General features: G+C 36.5%; 14 protein-coding genes and 1 rRNA gene. 7 read left to right on the top strand and 8 right to left on the bottom strand.

What is annotated here, in order from left to right; genetic code table 11:
* The 4 genes from ACFIMK_RS06240 to rrf form a co-directional block, all read left to right on the top strand.
* Positions 1 to 2,325 (top strand): autotransporter outer membrane beta-barrel domain-containing protein (locus tag ACFIMK_RS06240; RefSeq protein ID WP_375683025.1); only part of this gene is annotated, 2,325 nt, incomplete at its 5' end.
* A 140-nt stretch (positions 2,326 to 2,465) separates the two neighbouring features.
* Positions 2,466 to 4,439 (top strand): autotransporter outer membrane beta-barrel domain-containing protein, encoded by a 1,974-nt coding sequence (locus tag ACFIMK_RS06245; RefSeq protein WP_375683026.1) that lies wholly within the window; start codon positions 2,466 to 2,468, stop codon positions 4,437 to 4,439.
* Between the two features lie 135 nt (positions 4,440 to 4,574).
* Positions 4,575 to 7,709, top strand: coding sequence for an autotransporter outer membrane beta-barrel domain-containing protein (locus ACFIMK_RS06250; protein WP_375683027.1), 3,135 nt, complete (start codon positions 4,575 to 4,577; stop codon positions 7,707 to 7,709).
* Positions 7,710 to 9,062: 1,353 nt separating this feature from the next.
* A 5S ribosomal RNA gene (gene rrf, locus ACFIMK_RS06255) occupies positions 9,063 to 9,177 on the top strand.
* Positions 9,178 to 9,582: 405 nt separating this feature from the next.
* On the opposite strand, the gene ACFIMK_RS06260 is transcribed toward rrf, so the two are convergent.
* Entirely contained in the window at positions 9,583 to 9,987 is a 405-nt protein-coding gene (locus ACFIMK_RS06260) for a flagellar protein FlgN (RefSeq protein WP_273790974.1), read from the bottom strand.
* Positions 9,988 to 10,029: 42 nt separating this feature from the next.
* Here ACFIMK_RS06260 and ACFIMK_RS06265 point away from each other — a divergent pair, with 42 nt between their 5' ends.
* Positions 10,030 to 10,446, top strand: coding sequence for a hypothetical protein (locus ACFIMK_RS06265; protein WP_375693530.1), 417 nt, complete (start codon positions 10,030 to 10,032; stop codon positions 10,444 to 10,446).
* A gap of 3,397 nt (positions 10,447 to 13,843) precedes the next feature.
* Here ACFIMK_RS06265 and ACFIMK_RS06270 read toward each other — a convergent pair.
* The 5 genes from ACFIMK_RS06270 to parA all read right to left on the bottom strand — a co-directional run bounded on the left by ACFIMK_RS06270 (position 13,844) and on the right by parA (position 16,757).
* Positions 13,844 to 14,062: an EexN family lipoprotein gene (locus ACFIMK_RS06270; protein WP_375612202.1), complete on the bottom strand. Its 219-nt coding sequence runs from the start codon at positions 14,060 to 14,062 to the stop codon at positions 13,844 to 13,846.
* 3 nt (positions 14,063 to 14,065) lie between these two features.
* The gene (locus ACFIMK_RS06275; protein WP_375638605.1) at positions 14,066 to 14,335 is read right to left on the bottom strand and encodes an EexN family lipoprotein; all 270 of its coding nucleotides are present in this window, start codon (positions 14,333 to 14,335) and stop codon (positions 14,066 to 14,068) included.
* Between the two features lie 189 nt (positions 14,336 to 14,524).
* Positions 14,525 to 14,812: an EexN family lipoprotein gene (locus tag ACFIMK_RS06280; protein ID WP_375638604.1), complete on the bottom strand. Its 288-nt coding sequence runs from the start codon at positions 14,810 to 14,812 to the stop codon at positions 14,525 to 14,527.
* A 1,088-nt stretch (positions 14,813 to 15,900) separates the two neighbouring features.
* Positions 15,901 to 16,131, bottom strand: coding sequence for a plasmid partition protein ParG (locus ACFIMK_RS06285; RefSeq protein ID WP_375613561.1), 231 nt, complete (start codon positions 16,129 to 16,131; stop codon positions 15,901 to 15,903).
* On the bottom strand, positions 16,128 to 16,757 hold the full coding sequence (parA, locus tag ACFIMK_RS06290) for a ParA family partition ATPase (RefSeq protein WP_375613562.1): 630 nt from the start codon (positions 16,755 to 16,757) through the stop codon (positions 16,128 to 16,130). The genes ACFIMK_RS06285 and parA overlap by 4 nt, the downstream gene beginning before the upstream one ends.
* 994 nt (positions 16,758 to 17,751) lie before the next feature.
* On the opposite strand from parA, the gene ACFIMK_RS06295 reads away from it, so the two are divergent.
* Positions 17,752 to 18,081 carry a TIGR01244 family sulfur transferase gene (locus ACFIMK_RS06295; protein WP_375610590.1) on the top strand — a complete coding sequence of 110 codons (330 nt, stop codon included), beginning with the start codon at positions 17,752 to 17,754 and terminating at the stop codon, positions 18,079 to 18,081.
* A gap of 2,108 nt (positions 18,082 to 20,189) precedes the next feature.
* On the opposite strand, the gene ACFIMK_RS06300 is transcribed toward ACFIMK_RS06295, so the two are convergent.
* Positions 20,190 to 21,191 carry a bifunctional riboflavin kinase/FAD synthetase gene (locus tag ACFIMK_RS06300; RefSeq protein WP_375638600.1) on the bottom strand — a complete coding sequence of 334 codons (1,002 nt, stop codon included), beginning with the start codon at positions 21,189 to 21,191 and terminating at the stop codon, positions 20,190 to 20,192.
* Positions 21,191 to 22,036 carry a TIGR01459 family HAD-type hydrolase gene (locus ACFIMK_RS06305; RefSeq protein ID WP_375612197.1) on the bottom strand — a complete coding sequence of 282 codons (846 nt, stop codon included), beginning with the start codon at positions 22,034 to 22,036 and terminating at the stop codon, positions 21,191 to 21,193. Before ACFIMK_RS06305 ends, ACFIMK_RS06300 begins: the two co-directional genes overlap by 1 nt.
* Before the next feature lie 1,193 nt (positions 22,037 to 23,229).
* On the opposite strand from ACFIMK_RS06305, the gene ACFIMK_RS06310 reads away from it, so the two are divergent.
* Positions 23,230 to 23,589: a helix-turn-helix domain-containing protein gene (locus ACFIMK_RS06310; protein WP_375638599.1), complete on the top strand. Its 360-nt coding sequence runs from the start codon at positions 23,230 to 23,232 to the stop codon at positions 23,587 to 23,589.
* Positions 23,590 to 24,516 lie beyond the last annotated feature (927 nt).

Raw genomic sequence — 24,516 nt, forward strand, 5'->3', positions numbered from 1 at the left:
AAAAATTTTTTGTTATGTACAATTGCTGGAACTTTGATTTTTTCTCATTTCGGTTCAACTTATGCAAATACATCAGCTCCTACAATGGTTATGGCTCGTGCGGATAAAGCAGGAGAAGAAAAAACCTTTAATAACGTTTTTATCCGCAGCGCATATACAACAGTGGTTGCTGATGACAAAGCCTTTATCACCATTACAAATTCAACAATGCGTTCAGACTCAAATTTATTTACCGCAACAACAAGTGGACGTATTCATGCTAAAAAAACTGTAGGAAAATCAAATTCCCGTGGTTTAGAAATTTCAAACGGCATCATCCATATTGAAGATTCAATCATAAATGTTTCCGGACATCACAAAAGTCGTGGTATCCTTTTTGATTACATCCCAAGTTCCCAAGTAAAAGAGGGCGAAAAAGTTATCAATAAAGCAATTCTTACCAACACAAAACTTCTTGTTGAAAATGGTATTGGTATTCTAGGACCAGATTATGCAAAATCTGTTGCTGAGGTAGAACTTAAAAGTTCAGAAATTCGTTCTGATATATTATTAAAAAATAAAATCCCAGAAAACTCAAAAGATATCGATCCTCGCACTTTTATATTAAGCGCTGACAATTCGATTATAGAAGGACGAGCAAAGACTTTACCTCAAAATACAACGATTTTTACTCTCAACAATAACAGCAAGTGGTCCCTAAAGATTAGTCAATTTGAAGTAGACAAAGAATTTGACAGCTCTAAAGGATACTTGCTCACTGATATTAAACAACGTGCACAGTCTATTGTCTCAGTATTGAACCTTAATAATAGCTCTATTATATTTAATGCGCCGCATAAACTAGCAGACAATCAATATCAAACCTTGCATGTGGGAAAACAGCCAACAGCTGAAGCTGCGAAAGCAGAGCAAAACAGAAGCTTCGATGCAACAACGGTTTACAATGCATTGGGCAACGCAAGGATTTACTTTAATACCGAATGGAGTAATGGTCTTATAAAAGAACAACAAAAAACTGACCGTGTTCTCGTTCATGGTAATGTCTCAGGCACCACAACGATCTATTTCAACAATCTTTCAAAGCGTGCAGAACCATTCGATAATGATGAAGTTTCAATTCCTTTGAATGCGCGTGGTCTCTCACTTGTTCAGGTGTCTGGAAAAGCAGAGGAAGCCGCCTTCACGCTGGCAAATGGCTACACTACAATGGGTGGATTGCCCTATAAATATGTATTAAATGGCTATGGACCAACATCCAGCCGTGGGAGAGCTGACAAACAGCAAAGTCTCTTGCAAGAAAGTGAAGAGTTTTGGGATTTCCGTCTACAAAATGCGACTCTTGATGATGAAGGAAAAATCAAAGCTCTTGTTCCTCAAATGGCAAGCTATTTGGTTATGCATAATGCAATATTCTCCTCTGGCTTGGCTGATATAAACAATCAAAATACACTGTTAGATAATATGCACTCAACAGTTTTTGGATTAGAAGGTCATAAACAAAAAGGGATATTTTTATCGACTTATGGCAACAAGATGACGTTATCTTCCAGCCGTAGTCCATTGGAATATGGTTATGGTGCTAATGTTCACTATGCTGCTATACAAGCAGGCATGACATTAACAACGTTAGAAAATCAAAATATAACCGCGAATCTTGGTCTTTTAGGCACATATGGAAAGCTCGCTTTTACGCCAAAGGACATGGAAGGTTCTGACAAAAGCATACTGGATAAATGGTCCTTTACGGTATATGGGAATCTCCACCATGACAATGGTCTCTATATTAATGCACTTTTCTCCTACGGCATTTTAAACGGACATATTACAACAGCCCTTATCGGCAACACCACAGAATTAAACAATACGGATACATTAAATATATCAGCTACCGTTGGACAAAAACTAGCAACTGGTGTTGAAGGGCTGTCTTTTGAACCACAAGCACAACTTATTTATCAACATATTGCCTTTGGCACTCTTTCAGATATTGATGGCTTCCAAGTTAATATAAAGCCCCCTTATCAATGGTTGGTCCGTATTGGAGGGCGTTTAACAAAAACAATGCTTCCTATTGAAAAAGATCGTGTTCTTTCTTTTTATGGTAAATTGAATGTCATCAAAGCTTTTGGTGAGGAGCGCACTATCGATGTTATGGAATCTTTCCATCTCGATTCTATGGGCTCTTCCCTTGAAGGTGGGCTTGGCATTAACGCGCAGCTTTCTAAAAATATCGCACTTCATGCTGACGTTAATTACCAACATAAACTTCAAAAAGCTGGGTTCTCTGGAATTAATTTTTCCGGAGGAATGCGTTATCGCTTTTAGAAATCTTAGCTCTCTATTTTGACGCATAAGCAGCGCTGAGATGAAAACAGTGCTGCTTAACTACATTACAAAAAACCGTAATGTGTCAAAAAGTGGTTCATTTTTAGCAAAATAAAGAAAATATCTTAAGGAACATCTCTATGCATAAGAATCTTTTGTTATGTACAGCCGCTTGTGCTTTATTTTTTTCTTCTTTTAATTTCACATCTACCAGCACCGCCTCTGCTCTAAGCCCCCAGAAACGCCATGCCATTGAAGGGATTATGAAATTACCTGAACAATATCGCCGTGCTATTGATTTAATAAACACACCAACACAAGCAGAAAAAAATCTTGAAAAGATAGCCTCTGGCGCCATGATGGAGGATAATTCGCACTTCAATCAAGCACTTCAAGAAGCATTAGATGATTCAGGAACTCAAATTAACAGATATTTCTCAGGGATCGGTCGTTATGCAACTCCTGATCATAGAGAGGAAATGCGGAAAGAAAGAGATTCTATATACGCTCGTGCTATGTCAGAGCAATTTAATCGTGATGCGTACCGCATGATGCAAGCCAGAGCAAAACTTGAACAATTACGTCAGAATCGATTAAAAACAAGAGAAAATTTATTACGTGGCTACGACAAAGCAGTTTCCGATGCCGTAAAGGCGGCAGCAATCCTTGAAGCTGATAACCAACAGCGTGTTAATGCTGCACACCAACAATGGGTAAGCCAAGACAATCGTGATTGGCACAAACTGCAAAATACAGCAGAAATATTACATAAGGCGGCACAAGTGGATACTGCCTTACAAGGACAAAACAAGGAACTTTCCAATACTTTACGCAAAGCAGTATTAGAGACTTTGAACGCGGATGGAATAACCAACGTGGAGAGAAAAGAAAAAACATCCCCTCCTCCAACGGACACTTCATCCATAAGAACAGGTCATGGAATGAGACAGCCTAAAATAAATGAAAATTCGCAATCTGATATTGATCCCCAAACAAACACCACTTCCTCGGAATCAAAAACAACTCTTAATACATCAGCAAAAGCGCATATGAATTTGCTCCCAAAGGTTGAGAATACTGCTACCGCGGCTACAGAGAGCACCTCTAAACTTACAGATGATGATAAAGCAACCGCAGCTTCTACTTCTCTTGATGGAACAGCAAAAAGCACAACTCTTACACCACAAGGAGAAAGTTCTTTAACCATGCCTATTGCGATGTTTGCTGTTGGGTTTAGTGATGTCAACAATCAAAATATCTTGTTAGACAATATGCAAATAACAATGTTTGAGCCCAAAGATCATCCAGAGAGAGGCGTTTTCTTATCCTCTTATGGCAATAAAAGCACCTTTTCTTCTAAGGTTCAAGCAAAACAAGATGGTATCCAAGCAGATATTCGCTATGCTGCATTGCAAGCAGGAGCAACACTAATAGCGCTAAAAGATCAAAATATCAGCAGCAACTTTGGTCTTTTCGGAACATATGGGAAATTATCTTTTACTCCTAAAAACAAGGAGAGCTTTCAAAAAAATATGTTTGATAAATGGTCACTCACCGCATATGGAAATATTCAGCATGACAGTGGCATCTATGCAAGTGCATTTCTCTCTTATGGAGTTTTCAAAGAAAATCACGCTACAGCTCTCATCAAACATACCTCAAAAGTGAAGAATAGTAAAACATTAGGAGCCGCTGCAACTGTTGGTCAAAAACTGTCAACCAGTTTGGAAGGTGTAATCCTAGAACCGCAAGCACAACTTGTTTATCAACGTCTCATGCTTGGTTCTTTATCAGATAAGAGCTCTTTCTCAGATGACGATAACTCTAAAATAGACATAAGCAAACCTCATCAATGGTTGCTCCGTATTGGTGGACGTTTGACACAAAACAAAGGCCATGCCCTTTCCTTCTACGGAAAACTGAACATGATCAAAACTTTTAGTGAAAACTTTTCGCTTGCTGCTATGGAATCTTTAATTGAAGGTGGTTTTGGTATTCAGGCGCACTTATCGCAAAATATAGAGCTTCATAGTGATATCAGCTATCAACATAAATTCAAAAAAGCTGGCATCTCTGCAATAAATATTGCCGCTGGAATGCGCTATCACTTTTAAAAATACTTGTATTCCTATCTTGAAATATAACGCGCTCTCATTATGTTTCGTTTTGTCTCTTACAAAAGAGACATAATGAGGCCAAAGTTTTATTTTTTATGAGAGAGGGGAGAAATATTTTAGGAATACATCCATATGAAAAAAAGCTTCTTACTATACACAGTTTCTGGAGTTCTGTTTTGTTCTTTCACCAGTATGTCTTATGCTATTCATAGTACAAATCCATCAACAACGATAGATTCTTCTTCTCTACAACCTGCTCGTGTCAAGTCACAAATAAATCTATCCGGAGTTTTTGATCCGTATAAAGATCTATATGATGGAATCGGACAAGTTATGCCATCATATCCATCTTCAACCCCTAATGGCCTCCTTCCCCCTACAGCACCTAGCTCCACAAGAACGAGCGCAAGCCCTATTTCTACAGGAAGTAAACTTACAACGCCTACTTCTACAAGCACTCTACCTCCCAAAACACAACTTGAAGGAAATTCAGCTGGAAATATAATTTCTTCTTCAAAACAAAACTCTGATCTTAGTCAAGGAAGTACACAAACACCAAAGACTAAAGTTACAGAAGGTGTACAATCTAACCCTACAACACAAAACACTCCTATTATACAATCTTCAACAACAGGAATGGAAGCAAAATCTAGAAGACGTTCAGGGGCGCCCTCCTCTTCTGCAGACTCTTCCAGCGAAAAAACACTATCGAATTCTGCTGTGTCTTCACAGCCAGAACCTACACAACCTTCACCGAATTTACAACCAGCACTTACAAAGTCTGAACCTACAAGAACGGAACCTACAAAACCAACAACAGAGCAAATACCAACATCTAATGAACCAGAACTCGCACAGCCAATATCTTTAAGAGTAGAAACTGAAAAACCAACATTACTGGTACCACCAAAATCTGCAAAACCAGCGCCAGTGCAATCTTCATCTGCACAAAAAATATCTGAAAAATCAGAGATTGAAAAACCAATATCACCAATAAAACAACCTGAAAAGTCTACACAAATTGAGGATATAAGCTCTGGAGTTGAGGCTACAAACGGTAAGACCATAACGCTATATAACAAAAAAATTCAAGACAATGGTTTTGCTGTACATGCAGATGGAAATAATTCAAAAGTCAACATGATAGGAGGAACAGTTGATGCACGTTTTGTTGCACTAAGCGTATCAGATGGTGGAGAAATTGATGCTACAGGTATTACTGCAACAGCAGAAACAGCTGGTTTGCTAAACATGAGGGGCACAATCAAACTTAAGGATTCAAGCGTACACGTCACGGGAAATTATGAAGCAGACGGTATTATTTTCCGCAATAATCAATACTATACCCCTAGAAAACGATATACACGCAATGCTGAAAGGAATAACAATGTCGTTCAAGAACAAGCTATTCCTAATAAAGATAAAGTAACCCTAGAGAATACAAAGCTTTTCGTTGAACATGGTAGCGGTATCAACCTTTATGGAACAGGCGTAAACGGGGAAGTCAACCTTAAAAATTCAGAAGTTCATGCCGATATTTTATTAAAAAATATCAAGAATGAAAGTGCCTCCACAAACACCATTACATTAGTTGCAGACCACTCTTCTTTAGAAGGTCGGGTAAGAACTTCTAAAGATAATAGAACAGTTTTTGATCTAAAAGAGAGGACGAAATGGCTTGTAAAGGCGAATAAAAATGCCACAAATAATGATAATATTTTAAATGACTATAGACAGTTTGGTGTTGATGAAAAATCATACTCTAATCTTTCTGAATTGCACCTTACAAACAGTGCCATTATGTTTGACAAGCCCATTGAGGGACATTATCAAACTCTGTTTATAGGACCTAATCTTTCGCAAGAAGACGAAACAACTCACACAGCAGCGATTTATAGTACAGCGGGTCTTGCAGAGATTTATGTAAACACTCAATGGGATAAACATTCTCCTATCACGGAACAACAAACTGATCGCATTGTGATTAATGGTGATGTCTCAGGAAGTACTGTTGTTCACATCAATCTCCAAACCGATAGCTCTGCTGTTTGGGGAGAACACATGGCGTCACTTCCTTTAGGAACACATGGGATTTCAATCATTCAAGTTTCCGGACAAGCAAATGAAAATTCCTTCACGTTAGCAGGAAACTATATGACAATAGGGAAACAACCTTATAAGTATGTACTTACAGGCTATAAGCCTGGAACATCTCATGAGAGCCAAAATCTTTTTGGTAAAAATAGTGATTTCTGGGATTTCCGCTTACAGAATGCCTACATTGATAAAGACAAAAAAGTTCGAGCCCTTTTACCACAGGTAGCAAACTATTTAACCATATCTAATACTTTATTTTCTGCTGGATTTACTGATGTAAACAATCAAAACACGTTGTTAGACAATATGCAAACAACAGTATTTGGGGCAAAAGACAATAAAAAGAATGGTATCTTTTTCTCTTCCTACGGCGAGAAGGTCACCCTATCTTCCAACCGCGATCCACTGCACTATGGTTATGGTGCTGATGTAAACTATACTGCCTTACAATTAGGGGGCATATTAGCCGCCTTAGAAAGCAAAGACATAAGCGCACATTTTGGTCTTTTAGGAACGTACGGAAAACTTGCCTTTACGCCAAAAAAGATGCAAGATTCTGAAAAGACAACTCTTGATAAATGGTCTCTTGCCGCTTACAGCAGCATCCAGCATAGCAATGGTATATATGTCAACGCTCTTCTTTCTTACGGAACCTTAAAAGGAAATATTACCACAGCTCTTGTTGGGAATGCCGCCAAATTGGATGGTACCGAGATGCTTAATATATCTGCAACCATTGGTCAGAAATTAGCAACCAATACAAAAGGGCTGGTCTTTGAACCACAAGCTCAATTCATTTATCAAAATCTCATGTTTGATATTTTCTCAGATACCAATGGCTTAAAAGTAGACATGGGCAATCCACATCAATGGTTGATCCGTTTTGGTGGACGTTTAACAAAAACGATAATGGCTGTTGAAGAAAACAAGGCTGTTTCCTTCTATGGTAAAATGAATGTTATCAGAACTTTTGGCGATGGTAAAACAATAAAAATTGCTGATACCTTTCATGTTGATCCTACCGGCTCTTCAGTTGAGGGAGGCATGGGGGTGAATGCATATCTTTCTCAAAATATCGTACTAAACGCCGATATCAGCTATCGGCAAAAACTGCAAAAAGCCGGTGTATCTGGCACCAATTTGTCTGGCGGAATACGTTATCGTTTCTAAAGCAGAAGTTAATTTTAACTTAAATAAAAAAGGCAGCACAAAGTGCTGCTTTTTTATTTAAATTTATATATTTTTTTTAATTCTCAAAAATCATTATCACATCAAAGAAGATTTTGACTTATAATATTTCTTTTGCATATTGAATAAAAAACTAAATACCATAACATTCTCTCATCAAAATACCCCATGCATAAAATTTTATGTCTTATATTATCACCACACCTCAAGCGATGATGTTTTTACAGCACAACAGAATAAGCATTCATGCCGATTTAAAAAAAGGCAGCCCCTTCTTCGCTGTGGACGCTCCATTTATTTTAGATGATATACATTTAATATACCTGCTATAAAGACTAGTATCTGGTATAAATTCTTAAAGGCAAGTTTTTCCTCTAAAATCTCAATGCTACAGCAGCTCCATTATAAGACAAGATATTGATTTATAAAGACAATTAATTTTTTTCCATGTTAAATGAGAATCCAGAATATCGTCAGATTCTTTCATTTTAGACCTGTTCCATGTTGAATCAACAAAAACCATATCTCTTACAAGTGACAAGGGAGAAGAGCCATAGGGATAAAAAACTATTAAGAAAGGATTAAAAATGCCTCTAATGAACTATCTCAAGTGCCAAGGGCTGTAGCAACATTGGGATCAAACAAAGAATATGACAGTGTTGAAAAATATAACAATATCAACTTGCTCTTTTATTAAGCATAAAGATGGTCGCGCCCTATAGATTTTATATTATTTCCATGGGAACTTTCTTATTATACCATTCACAAGCACCGTTGCATCAAAGATGTCGTTGCGCCGCCCCACAAACACCATCACGAAATAGACTTGAGAGCTTAGATATCTCTTTAAAACAAGGCCGTGAATTAGGAATAACAAATCCATTCTATTTTGAGTATTTTGTCGTGCATGAAGGACATGCCCGCAGTAAAAAACACAATAAAAAAAGCGTGAAACAATGCGGAATCTTCATTATTTAACAGATAGTGCTTTAGATACTTTTGAAAGACATAAAGCTAAATTAAAGAACGGCGGAACAGAGGGAAGCTGATTTCTACCTCTTTATTCTTTCCCAATGAGATTGCCTCCCCATTTCAAATATTACGCCAACAAAGATATACGCACTATATCCACTCAGATCTGGATGCTCTCTCCAATCTGACATACAAAAACTAAAAACAGCAGAAGGAAATAATAAACCGCTTTAATTTTTATCTCAAGCATATAGATTTAAACAACGAACCGCGTCATATCACCACACTTTAAAGGACAATATTTCCATGAAGCTTATAGGCAATATTCATCACATACTCTTCATCATTCATGCTTTTTGCTGACTTGGTGGTTATAGCAGAGTGAACGCACCAGATCCCATCACGAACTCGGCCGTGAAACGCTCCAGCGCTGATAGTACTTTGCCTTAAAGCAAGGAAGAGTAAGTCGCCGCCAGATCTGCTAAATGCAAGCAAAAGACTCAATTATAAACCTTACATTACCACAGCCCCAAGGAAGCTGTTTTTAAGGCATCACAGGCTGGTCTAAATATTCTCTTGATCGCCTCTCTCCCTAAACTAAAAAATGAAGCTCCCTACTGACTTAGTCTGCAAACAATTCTCTGTAAATAATCCGCCTTCTCTGAATTCTCTTCTAGCCAGCTTCTCACCGCATGCGGTTCACATCACGACACCTTAAAAGACATTGTTTTAAGAACAGCGTTTTACAGTACATCAGGATAATAATTTAAATACCAAAATGCACTTAAAACACGTCTACTCACTAAACGCACTATTTATCCAAATCAACTGCCCTACCTAATCATTGTCATGACTTAGAACAGCCCGTATTAAGCAGATTTGATCATTCCTCTATTTCTTTTGCACGTCCAGATAGTTGTATAGCTCTAGAAAGATCATTAACTGCATTTAAATGTGTTTGAAGTAATTCACTATTACGCTGTAATTTTTCTTGTAAATCAGACAACAAACTTTCAACCTCATGCTCAATATCTTGATTCATATAGCGCTTCACATCACTCATGGATTTATTAAGATCACGCAAACCACGTATTTTACGCAAATTTATTTCTTCGTAATCTGGAACACCACTGCTCTCTAGCATATTGCTTTCATAATCAACAACTTGAGCTAATCCTTTAACAGCAGCAACAAATTTTGTCATCGCCCAATCACGATCAATAAGGTTGTTATCAAGAACTTTTGCTTTTGCCGCAAAACTATCATCACCATATTGCACTACAGACATTTTTACTTCCCCTTCAACACTATTGTTCAATCTTACTTTCAAATGAGGGAGACTAAACAGGTTCTCTTCAATGCTGATACACTCAACCAAGCTCGTGGTGCAAACATTGCTCAAACAACAGCACGACAATCCTTCAAAGCGTATACCACTTCAACTTTCAACGCGTTCTCTCAAATATTTTTCTTGCTTTGCTCCAAAACCATCATTGCGGCTATACTAGTCCATAAAAACGCTATAGACTTAAACCTTACAGCAATATCGAAACTTCCATATTTGCTCTGTCTATTTCGCCTTGCCGATTTTATCTTTGCCGATTTTATCACGAGCTCATCTTCAACAGAAAATAACAATGCTTTCACGAGAACTTCAGCCACAAAAAATATCTGCCGACAAAAAACCGCAGTCTATCTTGCAGCATATAAAGACGTAAGCCCATTAAAAATTTCAGCATTTTACTGATAGAAGCACTTTACCCTCCATAACCTTATGGCTCTCTCTGCACTTAAACTTGTATACCTTCCAGCGCCCCATAAGATGGCGCCCAACAAGATCAGTTTGCACCCATTCAAAAGGACACCCCCTCTCCCATGCTCTTTCTGCACACATGCAGTATTTCGCATAAAACACAAAAAGAATGTTCTTTTGAACAGATCAGCCATACAGCAATATAAAAAAAGACATCTTCAAATAGCTAAACAGCCATCAATCTTCCTTTTTTAAATTATCATTCGCTTTTCTTTGCAATGAACAACTATATAAGATTTTTTGAACCTTTTCAAGAGTTTCTTAGCCAATCAGTTCGATACGTCTTCAATCGCATATTTACGCGCTTGTTTTAAAGAAATATCTCTTAAGTGCACCCAAGCCTATTTCGCACCGCGGCCCATCAATGGTATAATGATAAATCTTCCATGACATGTATAAAATCCATTGAGCACTTTCCATCTTTACGCTTAATAAAAGAAGCAAGCCAGCACCATCACATATTTTTCTAACCCCTTATGTTCTGATACCCTTGGCACTTGAGACGGTTCATAAAGCATGGCCTTTCTTGTACAATTTCTCTGCGCATGGGAGCTCCCTGCTTGTAACTGCAAAAGACGTTGTTTTGGTTAATTCACCACGAAACAGATTTGGAATGAAAAAATTTCCAGTATTAAGGAATCTAATTCAAGTTGAATAACGATAGATTATCATCTATAAATCAAAATATTATCCAATGCATAATGCTTAACGCTCCCCCCATTGATATTTTCAGAATTTTCACAGCATCTTCTTACAGATTATTTCATTCCATAACACAGTTTGCTCTTAATATCGCGACTTTACATGTGCTACTGGTATAAAAACAGAGAAACAATCATTTTATAATCAAGGTACAATTTTTGTTTACGATCTTTCTCTCGTTTTCAACCTTTTAAATGCAGCTCTTCTCTTTCATAATCATCACATTTCAAATCTATTCCATGTTGAATAAATTAAAATCACTTGCTTGCACATCACAAACAACGCCCTGATGTGTTGATAAAATACGCTGAAAGAAAAAGACTTCTTATGAACCTTAGCAAATGCCAAGAACTATAATAAACATTGGAAGCAAGCGTACGATGATTGTGACTTGCTCTTTCATAAGTATAAAGATGATAGCATTTTATAGATTTTTATATTATTCAAAGTTTATATTATTTCATGAGAGCTTTACTGTTATACTATTCACATTTACCGTTATACCATTTACGAATGTCATCGTAAAATGTCTTTCGTGTGCGTTAAGAGATATTTCTTTAAAACAAGTACATAAATATGCAATACAAATATACTAATATACAACATAAGTATATTTCTTTTGGAGCGTTCTTTACTTTTGTGCAAAACATGCCCCATTAGAGCAGCATTAACCAATCTTGCTATGAGATAAACGATCAGAAAACATTTTTATCTTCCGCCGCTCACCTTAAAGGACTAAGATCTTAACTCAATCGGCTTTGTACGCAGTCCGAATTTTTGTCAAACGATCTTCTCCTGACTTTCCCCTCATCTGCTTCACTTAAACGAAAGACTCAACAAATAAACCTACGAATATTCATCGTACACTAAAAAATACTTAAACGTTCCAAGAAAACTTATATGTCTTATATTACCGTTATAAATGACAGTGCTTTATAGCATAACAGGATAAAAAAAGTTTCCAGCAACACAAAACTTACAAAATCAATCAATAGTCCTTTTAAAGCTTTCTTTTTTAGGATTCACAATACTCCAACTCCTTAAGCTTTTATAAAAAAAGGAACGATTTTAAGCTTGCCGAATATGTTGTATCAGCATATATTACAGATTGTAACATATTGTTATTCATAAAATCACCTCAAAAAGAACAGAAAGAGGTTTTTATGGCTGATCTCGTAAAAGCCGCTATGCTTTATTCAACCTTGATTATCACCATCAATGCTTTTGTTGTTATTTTAGTTCTCGTAATAGAAATATACTAAGCATACTCTTTTGGCTTTTTATAATCTGTGCAAATGAGCATCTTAATTTCACATAAGAGCAAAGCAAAATTTTAATTCTACAGATAAACCACACACCCAATTTCAAACATCGCTTGCAACTATTTGAGTATAAACTCTGCTTTTTGTATGCATTTTTAACCATCAGTGTCCGTCTTTTCACGCTATCTTGAATCTCAACTTCACTCCCACCTTAAAAAACGAAATTTTCTATCAGATATGATCTGTAAATAATTTGTCTCTTTATTGAGTAAATTTCCCCTTCAGGGCATATCACAATTCTAAAGAATAATATTTCATGAAGCTTATGATAATCTATTGAACACCATCTTTACCCTTATGAGAGAATAAACCAGCAGCATCACACACTTTTTCAGCCCCAAATGTTGCCAACAAACCTTTAGCACTTGAGATAATTTATAAGAGGCATTTTTACGTCTTTCTTCAACAGTTTTTATCCACACGGCTCTCCCCGCTTGTACCATGCAAGAAGATGGTTTTAATTAATTCAACCGAGAACAGATTTGGAATAAGAGAAGCTTACGTTATTCGAGATCCTTATTCAACATAATAATAATTAAATTATTTTTATAAATCAAAGTGTTATTCAGAAAAACATTCATCACACACTCGAGAACAAAAAACACCTCATACGTAAAGTTTTATATGCGCTCCACCGCTCAACATGATAATATCACAACACAATTAAGATAAAAAAATAACAAGGAAAACCCTTGTAAACTCAGAAAAGAGAGAGGAGAAAAATGAAAAGATGTGGAGAGCGCTCAATTCCTCACACATCCAGCAAAACCGTCCTAGCAAAACTGTCTCACAACTTAACTAATGTTATAATATTCTCAAACCAAAAGAAATTTTTTAAAAATAGTTTGAGAAAAACATTTGAGTATGAAACGATAATAATTCTATTCAGAATGTTTTTCTCTTTATTAAAACAGAGAAAGTAATTTCCGAACAAATGTTTCCTCCTAATTTTTCCGAAATTAGCCGCAACACTTAAAGACGATCTTAGTGTGATGAAACATTTATTTGTGATAAAGGCAAAAAAACACCCCAAAGATAGATTTAATCTCATATTTTAAATACATGTAACCAAAACATTAAAAAATTAGCAGTAACACGTAACAACTCATTGGGAGGCAATACTATCTACAATTAAAAGCACTTTTGGGCTGAACAAATGACAGTATAGCATACGTTTACACAAAGAGTACTGATCGTAAACAACTAATTCTTGAAGCCATAAAAAGACTCTCTAAAAGTTAGAGAGAGCCTAAAAACGCAATAGAATCAAGAACTAAACAATTCCTTATTTATTGAACTGTATGTTTTTAATTAATGCCAAACATAAGTTCCATATATGCTTGTCTGGCATGTTGGCAATTTTTAGATTTCTCTATAGAAGATTGATCCAGCTTTTCACATTTTTTTGCCCACTCTTCGAGTAATATTTTATCTTTCTTAAATTCCGCTACGCTGTAGTTTTTTTCGCAACCAGCAACGACAAGTCCAGTACAAAGCAGCAATGCTGTAATAATAACTTTATTCATGATTTAATTCCCTTCCTTTTTATCTTCAGTTTTTTTCTCGTCATCATGTACAAAGCTTGAACCAGGCCAATCTCGGGCATGAACTTCACGATACGCTTTATCTGCGTTTTTACAATTTTGAGAATCTAAATCCTCTGATATCATGCATTTCATTGCCCATTGCTCGAGTAATTTGGGATCCTTCTTAAATTCCGCTACGCTATAAGTTTTTTCACAACCAGCAACGACAAGTCCAGTACAAACCAGCAATGCTGTAATAATGGCTTTATTCATCAATAAAATTCCCCTTTTTTCAAATTTACAAAGTTTAGGACACAATTTAGCACCCGATTAAAATTGTACATTCGGTTCATTGTGCATTTTCAAAAATTTAAAAATCTACTTCTGTACGCGATTTTTCCGAACCTATGATGATAAATCGCGTACAAAGAAAAATACCGCTATCAATATATTTTTTATGATTTAATTGTTGTCCTGCTTTTTTTCAGTTTCATTCCCCTTTTTGCTACTTTCACGAAGTTCCTTTGCAAGATTTCTATAATGCTCTTGAAAAAGTTCCATATCGGCTTGCATGACATTTTGACAATTCTTGGTTTCAAAAGCAGAGGGGCCCATTTTATCGCATTTCTTTCCCCATTCTTGCATCAATTTTTTATCTTTCTTAAACTCTGCTACGCTATAAGTTTTTTCACAACCAGAAACGACAAGTCCCACGCAAAGCAGCAGCACTGTTATAATGATCTTGTTCATGATTTAACCCCTCTCTTTGTTTTATATTTTATTAACAATATCTTTGGATTCACATCCCCTCCTATATTGTGACCTTGCGTCTAATTTTCCTTTGCAAATACGCACATTTTCAACGCAAACATGTTAAATCATGAGAGCCGCTTTCATTTATCAGACTTGCATTTGTAACATTATCTGCACGGCAGCTCTTTGTATTTGAAGTGTTAAAACTTCAGCAAAAATTCTGATATCTTGACATTCTCAAAAAGCTTTTTAATCATTTCTTTTCCTTCAAGAACCTCTTGGTAACGAGAAGCAGCACGATATCTTACCCCAAATTCGTCATGCCTATACCCATTGCAAATTCCCTGCAAACGAAAGAATACAGCTTTTAGTCAACTAATTGCGCTCTTATCATTTCTAAACCACCGGAAAAGAAAGAAAGCTTTAAGTCCCCCTGCACTTTTTAAAAGCCAATAGAAATGCTAAAAAAGCAATCTTATACATTCCAATTGAAGAAAAAAGCCTATTGCCTTGCGTACCATTACAGCTGGCATTAACTATTTAAGACTATAAAATCATATAAATGTAAGAAATATTGTCTATAATATGCTCAATGACTTCTTTTGTTTATTAGGAAAAATTATAGCGCGTCAATATCAGTAAATTTTACTTATTTTTATCCCCCCTTTATAAACATGAATATAATTTAATAAAACGGATTGCTGAATAACAGAAAAAAATAATCAACGCTACTCTTAATTACATTATTTACGCATGTATTAAGTACAATAAACAAAAAAATAACCTGATGTTTAAAATCATTATCAAGATAATTTTTATGGAAGAATAAACTTATCTACTCATCTAGCGGATAAGATCACAAGTAGTATGATGATTATCACATTTATAGGGAAAAGTTTGAAACGGAGAATTTTTCGCAAACTCATAGCTCTTTCATGCGATGATACAGAACCTTATGAAAAACAACTTGAATGAAGCAACCATCGTGAAAAAAGAAGAGCACTTTTATTATTAACTTCGTATAAAAACAATCGATATCATCTCTAGAAAAAGCACTCAAAGCAATGAAATTATCGTATCATTTTTTACACTTTTCCGTATTTTTGTGAAAGCAATTCGCGGACCTCATCAGCTATTTTAGTTCCACGACTTGCACAACTGACCTTAATCAACCGATGCAAACTTTCTGGTATATCAATCGTGAGGCGTTTCATACCTCCACTCATGCTCCCTTTGTGGCTTCCTATCCATGCATCCGCTGTTAAAGGAATTGATTTATTGGTTGGTTTTGTGCCAATTTTAATTTTTTTACTCATCGTGCTAACTCCTTGATTTCCGCTGCAACCGCTTCAATCTCTGCCGCTGCGGGTCCTTGCTTATCAACTTCATAAACGGCCTTCCCCTGTGCTGCTGCTTCTGCAAAAATCACGCGCTGCGCAACACTAGAAGAAAGAACATGCACAGGGTATATGCCAAGAGCTTCGTTCACATCGCGCCCTATCGCTGTATTGACGATTTTACGATTAATAACAAAAGCAGATTTGAGATTCTCTTTATAAACGCGTGCTTCATCAATCAGCTTTACAATTCCATCCGCTGCCCAAATATCATAGGGACTAGGCAAAACAGGGATAAGCACCAAATCCGAAGCCATAAGAGCACTACGAGCAAGATCCGTCACACGCGGAGGACCATCGATAATAATATGATCATAACCATGACCAATCTGTGTAATCTCTTTGTGAACCGTTGCACGCGGTAAACCAATAACTGAAAACAAAGGAGCATCTTCACGTACAGCAGCCCAATCCAATGCGCTTCCCTGTGGGTCAACATCAATAAGCAATACCCGTGTACCAGTACGTGCAAAACTGGCAGCAAGATTAACACTCAACGTCGTTTTTCCGACACCTCCCTTTTGATTCAAAAGTCCAATGATCATCCATTACGCCTTTCAGTATTATCGTTTTTACGATTATACTGAAAGTAATAAAAGAAACAAGCATCCAATACGTGCAAAATAACCATTTCTCCCATTTTCAGGATAAATAACAATAGCCCGCAATTTTTTATAATATTCTTTAACATGAGCAAAACATTATGAAGATGATATTCTTGAAAATAACAAAATAAATTTAAAAGAGGCATGCTCTTCTTCCCCCTCCCTAAAACGAAGATTCTTAAATCCATGTCGATCTGTAAACAATGCGCTGTAAATGATCCAGCTTCTTATTTTGCGCCGGCCTTTTGGGCTTCTCCCTTCATGCTATCCACTTAATACAACTCTACAAACAAGCTCCACTCTGAATATACAACAAACTATAAGGAGAATTCATTGTTTTGCACGTTGAATGAGAGAGCCGAAATCAGGAAGATTCTCTCATTTCATGCCTCTTATATTAAATTAATCAAAATCATATCTCTTGTACGTACAAGCAGGGCTGGCGTGTGGGTAAAAACTGTACAAGAAAGGATTTAAAATGCTTCTTATGCAGAATCTCAAGTACCAAGAACTATTACAATATTGGAGGTTGGCAAATATAACAATGGTACCGACTTCCTTCTTCATAAGCGTAAAAAGGGTGGTGATCCATGAATTTTATACTCTTTGACGCTCGACAGAGTAAAATGGGCTTAAGAGAAATAAGGGTACCTCTAGCAAGCGCGTAAACAAACAACACAATGAAATGTCTATGCTGAGTAAACACTATAGATTATCCATAAAGACCAAACATCCGTCTTTTATAAGATCGCATAACGAACATGTTGCGGAGTGAGATATTTTGCATCTTACAGCTCATTTTTCCCAAATAGATCTTCTCGACAAAAAGAATATTTTTGTTAAGATGCCACTGAAAAACTTACCTTCATTATGTTCTTTCTATATACCAGACCAGAGGGTATCGTGAAGATCGTGCAATTGGGAATAAACAAAAATGAATTTACAACAAATTGAACCTGATATTTTTATCAGCGCCCAACTTAGCATAGAAAATATCAAAACATTGGCACAAGCTGGTTTTAAAACAATTATCTGTAACCGCCCCGATCACGAAGAGCTCCATCAACCTGACTTTTCTAGCATTAAAACGGTCGCAAATGAATATGGCATAAAAGCCTATCACATTCCCATTTCTCCTCCAACTATAGAAAAGTCAGCTGTTGAAGCCATGCAAACAATTTTAAAAACAGCCTCTCTGCCTCTTCTTGCCTATTGTCATCACGGATCACGCTCGCTGCATCTTTATCGTTTAGCGCGTCTTTAAACAGAGGGTTCGCACATTTCCTACGCACCTTAAAAGACGAAAATTCTTAAATACGCATCGATTTGTAAAAAACAATCTGTCAATAATCTTTGTTTTGCGCCTTTCCTTTGGCTTGCCACTTCATAAAACTCTACAAGCAAGCTTTGCTCCTCAATATACAACAAGCATACACACCCGAAGCCATAAAAATGCGTGAAAATTCATATGATGATCGAAGAAAATTATTTTCACCTCACCTTTTATCACTGCTCCACCTTCTTTTTCTCTTCCTTTACCAATACGAGCTCATTCGTACGCCACAGACACCTAAAACGACAGTAAAACCACTAAGAAAACCCATATTCCGAATAAACGGCATGCAGAGTATTTTATAAAAAAGCCGTAAGCCATAATCTATGATTAACTGCGACATATTGATTTATAACAATTAATTATTTTGCACGTTGAGTGATAAATCCTAATACCGTAAGATTCTCTCAAGTCTATTTATAGTGAATCAATCAAAAGCGTGTTTCTTGCATGTCACAAGCAAGAAATATTCGTGTGAAATAAAACGAGTTAAGAACAAACTCTCATAAACGCTCTCAAATAGCCAAGACTGTACAACACTAAAGGCTTGTCAATATAACGGATGGTGTCGGATTGCTCTTTTATTAGGCATAAAGATGATAGCGCTCAACGGAGCTTTCAAGATACCATTCATGAGAGCCATCATGAAAATGAATATGAGAAGCGTTGAGAGATATTTCTTTAAAAGAAGTGCATAAATTAGCAAAACAAGGATATTCCAGCATTTTATTTTACCTGTAGGGCGTGATATCCTATTCAAAGAACAACAAAAGCCTGAAGCTGTTATTTTCATGATTTAAGAGATATTGCTCTGAACCCTTTTGAAAGTAGCAAAGCCTAATTTAAAAAAGACTGTCATCTGGACTGATTTTCCCCTTTATAACTTCATATTTTTCCCCAATAAGGCTGTAAACCGGTTTCAGAGATTATCCAAATGAATATAGCAATAGACTCTCCCCATCTGGTATACAAAAGCTGTAACAGCAGAGAGAGCACTAAAGCGTTTTAATCTTTGTCTCAAACATACTGCTCGCGTTGAGGAACACTAAAGAAAAAGTTTTATAAGAAAAACAATACGATACAGTCACGAATAGACCGAACATAGATTGGAAAGATGTTCTAACTTTTATCCAATATTTCTATCAAAAAACAACAAAACATTATTGGCTTTGTATTTTCATATCCTTACAAGACTGTCTTTCCTTTTCATTATGGGCGTTACATTTGTGAAAGACAAAGGAAATATATGGATAGTTTTTAACTTGAAAATCTGAAAGATTGACGTGTTACGACAACAAAATTGTGCCTTTATCCATCAAAAGCATTAGAAATTTTGAAACAATACACCTGCTTTCTCGCAATGATTTCTTTTATCTACAATCAATCGCAGTCTCCTTAATATGCATTCCCCATCACAATATACAAGAGAAACGAAACTTAAAGCATTTTCCAGCAGCTTCATTCTCGTTTACGTGATTGGTCAGCACGAAAACTGCTGCTGACCACTAATCTTCTTCACAAGACTCGACAAACAAAACTTTTTTAAAAATATTCATTACATAATACAAAATATCACATGCGTAAGGTTACACGAACCAACTCTCATCATAAACGATGATACAGCATAAATGACATAATAAGCCAAATTAAAAAAAAGAAACAATAAACTTTTAAATAAAAAAAGTCATCAATTAAATTTTATCAAACTATAAGCTTAAGATCGCAAGAAATTTTAAAAACAGCCTTTCTCCTTCTTCACGTCTATTAGTGCTAAATAGGCTGGTTGCTTATTCTTTACTGCATCTTTTATGACGAGTTTTAACGGATCAGAAAGAAACAAGCAGTAAAGTTTTGAATGACAACAAAAACCATAACGTTAACTTTGAAAAAAATGATGCCAAAATCAGATCTTCAGATATTCGATTCTCCCTCTCAACAACGGAAAAAACATATATTCCACGATGTTTTGGAATATATCTTTGTGATTATAATCACTTTAAGTGCTATTTTTACGGCTCTTCTCTCTTTTTCAGATCAGTTTAGGACATATTTGTAAAAGTAAGCAGCCTATCCAACGTTGATAATGGTTGTACTGTCTTTAAAATTTCTTTTGCTTTTTTTTCATCACGATGCATTTGCGCAATCAAAGGTTCAAGCCCATCAAATTTTTCTTGTCCTCGCAAAAACTGGAAAAAAGAAACGGTACAGCTTTCCCCATAAAGGTCGTCGTTAAAGTCAAACAAATAGGTTTCCAAAAGGGGCGCCCCATCCTTAACAACCGTTGGACGACAACCAAAGCTTGCAACACCATCATACAAAACACCGTTCGCACGACGCAAACGTACCGCATAAACACCATGAGCCAAACGAACTTGGGGAGGCAACATTTGATTAGCGGTAGGAAATCCCAAAAGACGTCCAAGTTTTTCACCTTGAATAATATTGGAGCGTATCCGATAGTGATACCCTAACAAATGGGCTGCTTTGTCCACTTCCCCTTGTGAGAGAAGTTGCCGAATAAAACTCGAGGAAATGATCAAAGATTGTGACTCTTGAGGACGAGCAACGCAAGGAACTTGCACAACCTCAAATCCATATTTCTCTCCTCTTTGGCAAAGAAGATGTACATTTCCACTTTTCTGATGACCAAATTGAAAATTTTCGCCTGTCACCACAACTGAAACATCAAAAACTTCCTTTAAAAACGACTTAATAAATTCGTCCGCTGAAAGAGCGGCAAACTGTGCATCAAAGGGCTGTTCAATCACGCCGTCAAAACCAAGGGTTTTAAAAATTTCAGCTTTTTCAGCTGCCTCTGTCAAACGATAGACAGGAGCTGAATGTTGAAAAAAACTTCTTGGATGGGGTTCAAAAGTTAAAACAACAGCTGGTTTCTTTTTTATACGCGCGAAATCAAGTGCTTTTTGCAACACCACCTGATGCCCACAATGAACACCATCAAAATTTCCAAGTGCCAACACTGCTCCCCGCCAAGCCGAGGGAAACATATGAATTCCCTGAAGACGCAAAAAATTAGTCATTACTGAAGTGCCCACATGATTGCTTGTGGTTTATAACCATGATGTTCAAGAAAAGAATGCAAAGCTTGCTTATCAACCACACCCTTTTGCGTATAATCATAATGATGAATCCCCCCCATAATATAAAGGGCATCAAGACCAAAGTGAGCCGCCCCCTTAATATCCGTTAAAAGACCATCACCAATAGCTAAAACTTGACTTTTTTCTACTGTTCCCCGTATTTTTTGAAGTTTTTCAAAGGCACATTCATAAATAGGCGCGTGAGGTTTTCCAGCAATGCGCACTTCCCCCCCTAATTGTTGATAAAGACGAGCCAATGCACCAGCGCACCAAAATTCTTTATTTCCATAATGGACAATCACATCTGGGTTCGCACAAATAAAAGGTAAATTCCGCGACCGCATGCGACGAAACATCTCCTCATAAGCAGAGGGTTCTTCGTCAAAATCTTCAAGAAAACCGCTACAGACGACAACAGAAGCCTCCCATTCTTCAACAAATTCACACTCTAACCCTTCAAACAGCACCAAATCACGTTGTGAACCAATGAAAAAAACTTTACGTGGAGCAGTCTGAATGAGATCGCGCGTTACATCCCCTGAAGTGATAATGGCATCATAATAGTCGCTATGAACATTCATGCTTTGTAATTGAGCAGCAACATCTTCCCGTAGCCGAGGAGAATTAGTTAATAAAATGACAGTTTTTCCCATTTGTCGGATTTTATACAACGCCTTCAACGCTGGTTCAAATGCATGCACACCGTTATGCACAACACCCCACACATCACAAAAAACAGCATCATAATGCGCTATAATAGTCTCAATATGGGTAAGTTCATTCATGGTGCACCTATCTCTATTTGTCATTTAAAGCTGTCTTTTACTTCAAAACTACTTACCGAAAGATAATACTTGTGTCATCTGCTTTCTCAAACCATATCCCAACTTTTTATCGTCTATAGAGATCATAAGAAATGATAAAATAACTAAGTTATCATTAAGTTGTGCAAAATTCTAAAATGCTTGATAGCAAAAGCTTATCATTCCCCAATGCTATTTTTCTCATAAAATTTTTAATTCTAACAACAACGACGTTGATAGAGTTTTTTATCTAAAATACTCAAATTCTTCACTGAGAAAATAAACGTATCCCCCTCTTAAAAACATGCATCATGAGAAAGCCCAATATATTTTCTCATTTCAAATTTGTTTATATTGAATCAATCAAAACCTATTCGCTTACATATTATAAGCAGAGAGCGTACAGATAAAAACACGTGAAGAAAGAAAAAATAGCTCTTAGGCTCCCTTTCAAAGGCAAAAACTGTCGTAATATTTTGAACTGGCAGAGAGTATGTGCCGTCCGAGCATCTTTTTTTCAGTAAAGATAGCAATATAGCTTTTATCCCATTCATAGAGGCTTTTACGCTATATACTTTACGAAGCACCATTGTAAAATAGGCGCTAACATTGAGAAATATCTTCTAAAACAAACATGTGAATATACAACAATAAGATCTATAATGTTTTGAGTTTATTTTGCATGAGGGCTCTTTACTCATAAAAGCTTTCCCCTATCATCATGATATCTCAGACGCATCAAAACAAGCCATTTTGGTTATTGGTTAAGAGCAACACCGTAAGCGGTGCCTTGAGCTTAAAAACCAAGCTTTACCTTCGTAAAATGCATATCTGATGTCATGAGTTGAGTAAGCAAACCTTAAAAGTTTGAAAGGCAAACAACCTCCTATTAAAAAAATCTATCCGTCTCAAGAAAAACTATTTTTATTGCCAATCTCCTAAAATTACTTTATGAATCGAAAAATGTTTTGATCGCATACGCAACGATCAAAAGGGGTCTTGAAAACCCGAAACCCTAGCGTAAAAATAAACCCACTATGTGGGTATCCCGGAATTCCGGGAGATTTTGCTATGTCCAGGTGCTCCAAGCACTAAAAGCAAAATGCTGACTAGGGTTCAGTGTTTTCAAGCTCCCGGAATACCAATGCGAGGGCGCTCGCACCTGGAGGAGGAAAATGCAAGCTCAAAATCTTAATATTGATCTTTTTGTAGGCAAAAAAATTCGCTTTAGGCGAAAAGTGCTAAAAATGTCTCAAAAAACATTAGGGCATCATTTAGGTGTCACTTTTCAACAAATCCAAAAGTATGAAAAAGGCTTAAATCGCGTGAGCGCAGAACGTTTAAAGGAAACTTCCGATATTTTGAATGTTCCACTTGCCTTTTTTTACACTGATATCATCAAAAAAGACAACGCCCCGTACCATTATGATGAAATCGCCTCGAGCAAAGAGGAATATTTGCTTTTAAAAAGTTTTAGAGTCCTCACATCTGTCAAGCAGAAAGCGATTTTAAACTTAATTTGTGATCAAAATTAAAACGCTTTAAAAGCATAGCTATAAAGTGCTACACACCCTATTCTTGTCTTTCTCTCCACACCCCAAAAGGATGCCCCCCCTCCTCAAACCGGTTGATAAACGATCCGCCTTTTCAAAAATAGCTCCTTCTCAGCTTCCCATTTCATATGGTTCCTTTCACAAAATTATATAAACAAGCCCTCCCTTGAATATTCATCACACTCTCTTATCAAAACACCCCATGTATAAAGTTTTATGTCTTATATCACCACACCCGCAAACAATAGCGTTTTACAGCACAACAGAATAAGTATTTATCTGTATTTAAAGAGTGGCCCCTTTTCGCTATGGACGCTCTATTTATTTTAAATGATGTACATTTAATATACCTGCTATTAAAGACTTAGTATCTGTTATAAAGTCTTAAAGGCATATTTTCCCTCTAAAATCTCAATGCTACACCAACTCTATCATAAGGCAACACATTGATTTATAAAGATAATTTATTATTTTACATGTTGAATGAGAATCCAGAATATCGTAAGATTCTTTCATTTCAGACTTGTTCCATGTTGAATCAACCAAAACTATATCTCTTGCAGGTTACAAGTGGGAAGAGGCGTATGGATAAAAACTATTAAGTAAGAATTAAAAATGCCTCAAACGAACCGTCTCAATTACCAAGAGCTGTAAGCAACACCCACAAGCTGACAAACTGTGTGATGGTGCAAGGCTTACTCCGTTATGAAGCGTAAAGATGGGGGGCTCAATGGATTTACCCTTATACCCTTTACGGATAACATGTAAGTTTTATGTAAAAATAACTTGCTGTATTTATACAGCTTTTTTACTGTGAGGGACGCGTAAATAAAAGTTAGGGAATAGGATTTTCTAACATTTGTCTACAACAGTAGCATTTTCTTTTCTTTGCGCTTCGCTAATCATCTC

It is taken from the genome of Bartonella sp. AP280QHHD, assembly GCF_042196125.1.
GTDB lineage: Bacteria > Pseudomonadota > Alphaproteobacteria > Rhizobiales > Rhizobiaceae > Bartonella.

What these genes read in the sequence shown, in the direction of transcription:
- ACFIMK_RS06260 (WP_273790974.1), bottom strand. Translation starts at nt 9,987, where the DNA reads ATGTCTGTAGTGCAATATGGTGATGATAGTTTTGCGGCAAAAGCAAAA.
- ACFIMK_RS06245 (WP_375683026.1), top strand. Translation starts at nt 2,466, where the DNA reads ATGCATAAGAATCTTTTGTTATGTACAGCCGCTTGTGCTTTATTTTTT.
- ACFIMK_RS06265 (WP_375693530.1), top strand. Translation starts at nt 10,030, where the DNA reads ATGAGGGAGACTAAACAGGTTCTCTTCAATGCTGATACACTCAACCAA.
- ACFIMK_RS06275 (WP_375638605.1), bottom strand. Translation starts at nt 14,335, where the DNA reads ATGAATAAAGCCATTATTACAGCATTGCTGGTTTGTACTGGACTTGTC.
- ACFIMK_RS06310 (WP_375638599.1), top strand. Translation starts at nt 23,230, where the DNA reads ATGCAAGCTCAAAATCTTAATATTGATCTTTTTGTAGGCAAAAAAATT.
- ACFIMK_RS06300 (WP_375638600.1), bottom strand. Translation starts at nt 21,191, where the DNA reads ATGACTAATTTTTTGCGTCTTCAGGGAATTCATATGTTTCCCTCGGCT.
- ACFIMK_RS06250 (WP_375683027.1), top strand. Translation starts at nt 4,575, where the DNA reads ATGAAAAAAAGCTTCTTACTATACACAGTTTCTGGAGTTCTGTTTTGT.
- ACFIMK_RS06295 (WP_375610590.1), top strand. Translation starts at nt 17,752, where the DNA reads ATGAATTTACAACAAATTGAACCTGATATTTTTATCAGCGCCCAACTT.
- ACFIMK_RS06280 (WP_375638604.1), bottom strand. Translation starts at nt 14,812, where the DNA reads ATGAACAAGATCATTATAACAGTGCTGCTGCTTTGCGTGGGACTTGTC.
- ACFIMK_RS06285 (WP_375613561.1), bottom strand. Translation starts at nt 16,131, where the DNA reads ATGAGTAAAAAAATTAAAATTGGCACAAAACCAACCAATAAATCAATT.
- ACFIMK_RS06305 (WP_375612197.1), bottom strand. Translation starts at nt 22,036, where the DNA reads ATGAATGAACTTACCCATATTGAGACTATTATAGCGCATTATGATGCT.
- ACFIMK_RS06270 (WP_375612202.1), bottom strand. Translation starts at nt 14,062, where the DNA reads ATGAATAAAGTTATTATTACAGCATTGCTGCTTTGTACTGGACTTGTC.
- parA (WP_375613562.1), bottom strand. Translation starts at nt 16,757, where the DNA reads ATGATCATTGGACTTTTGAATCAAAAGGGAGGTGTCGGAAAAACGACG.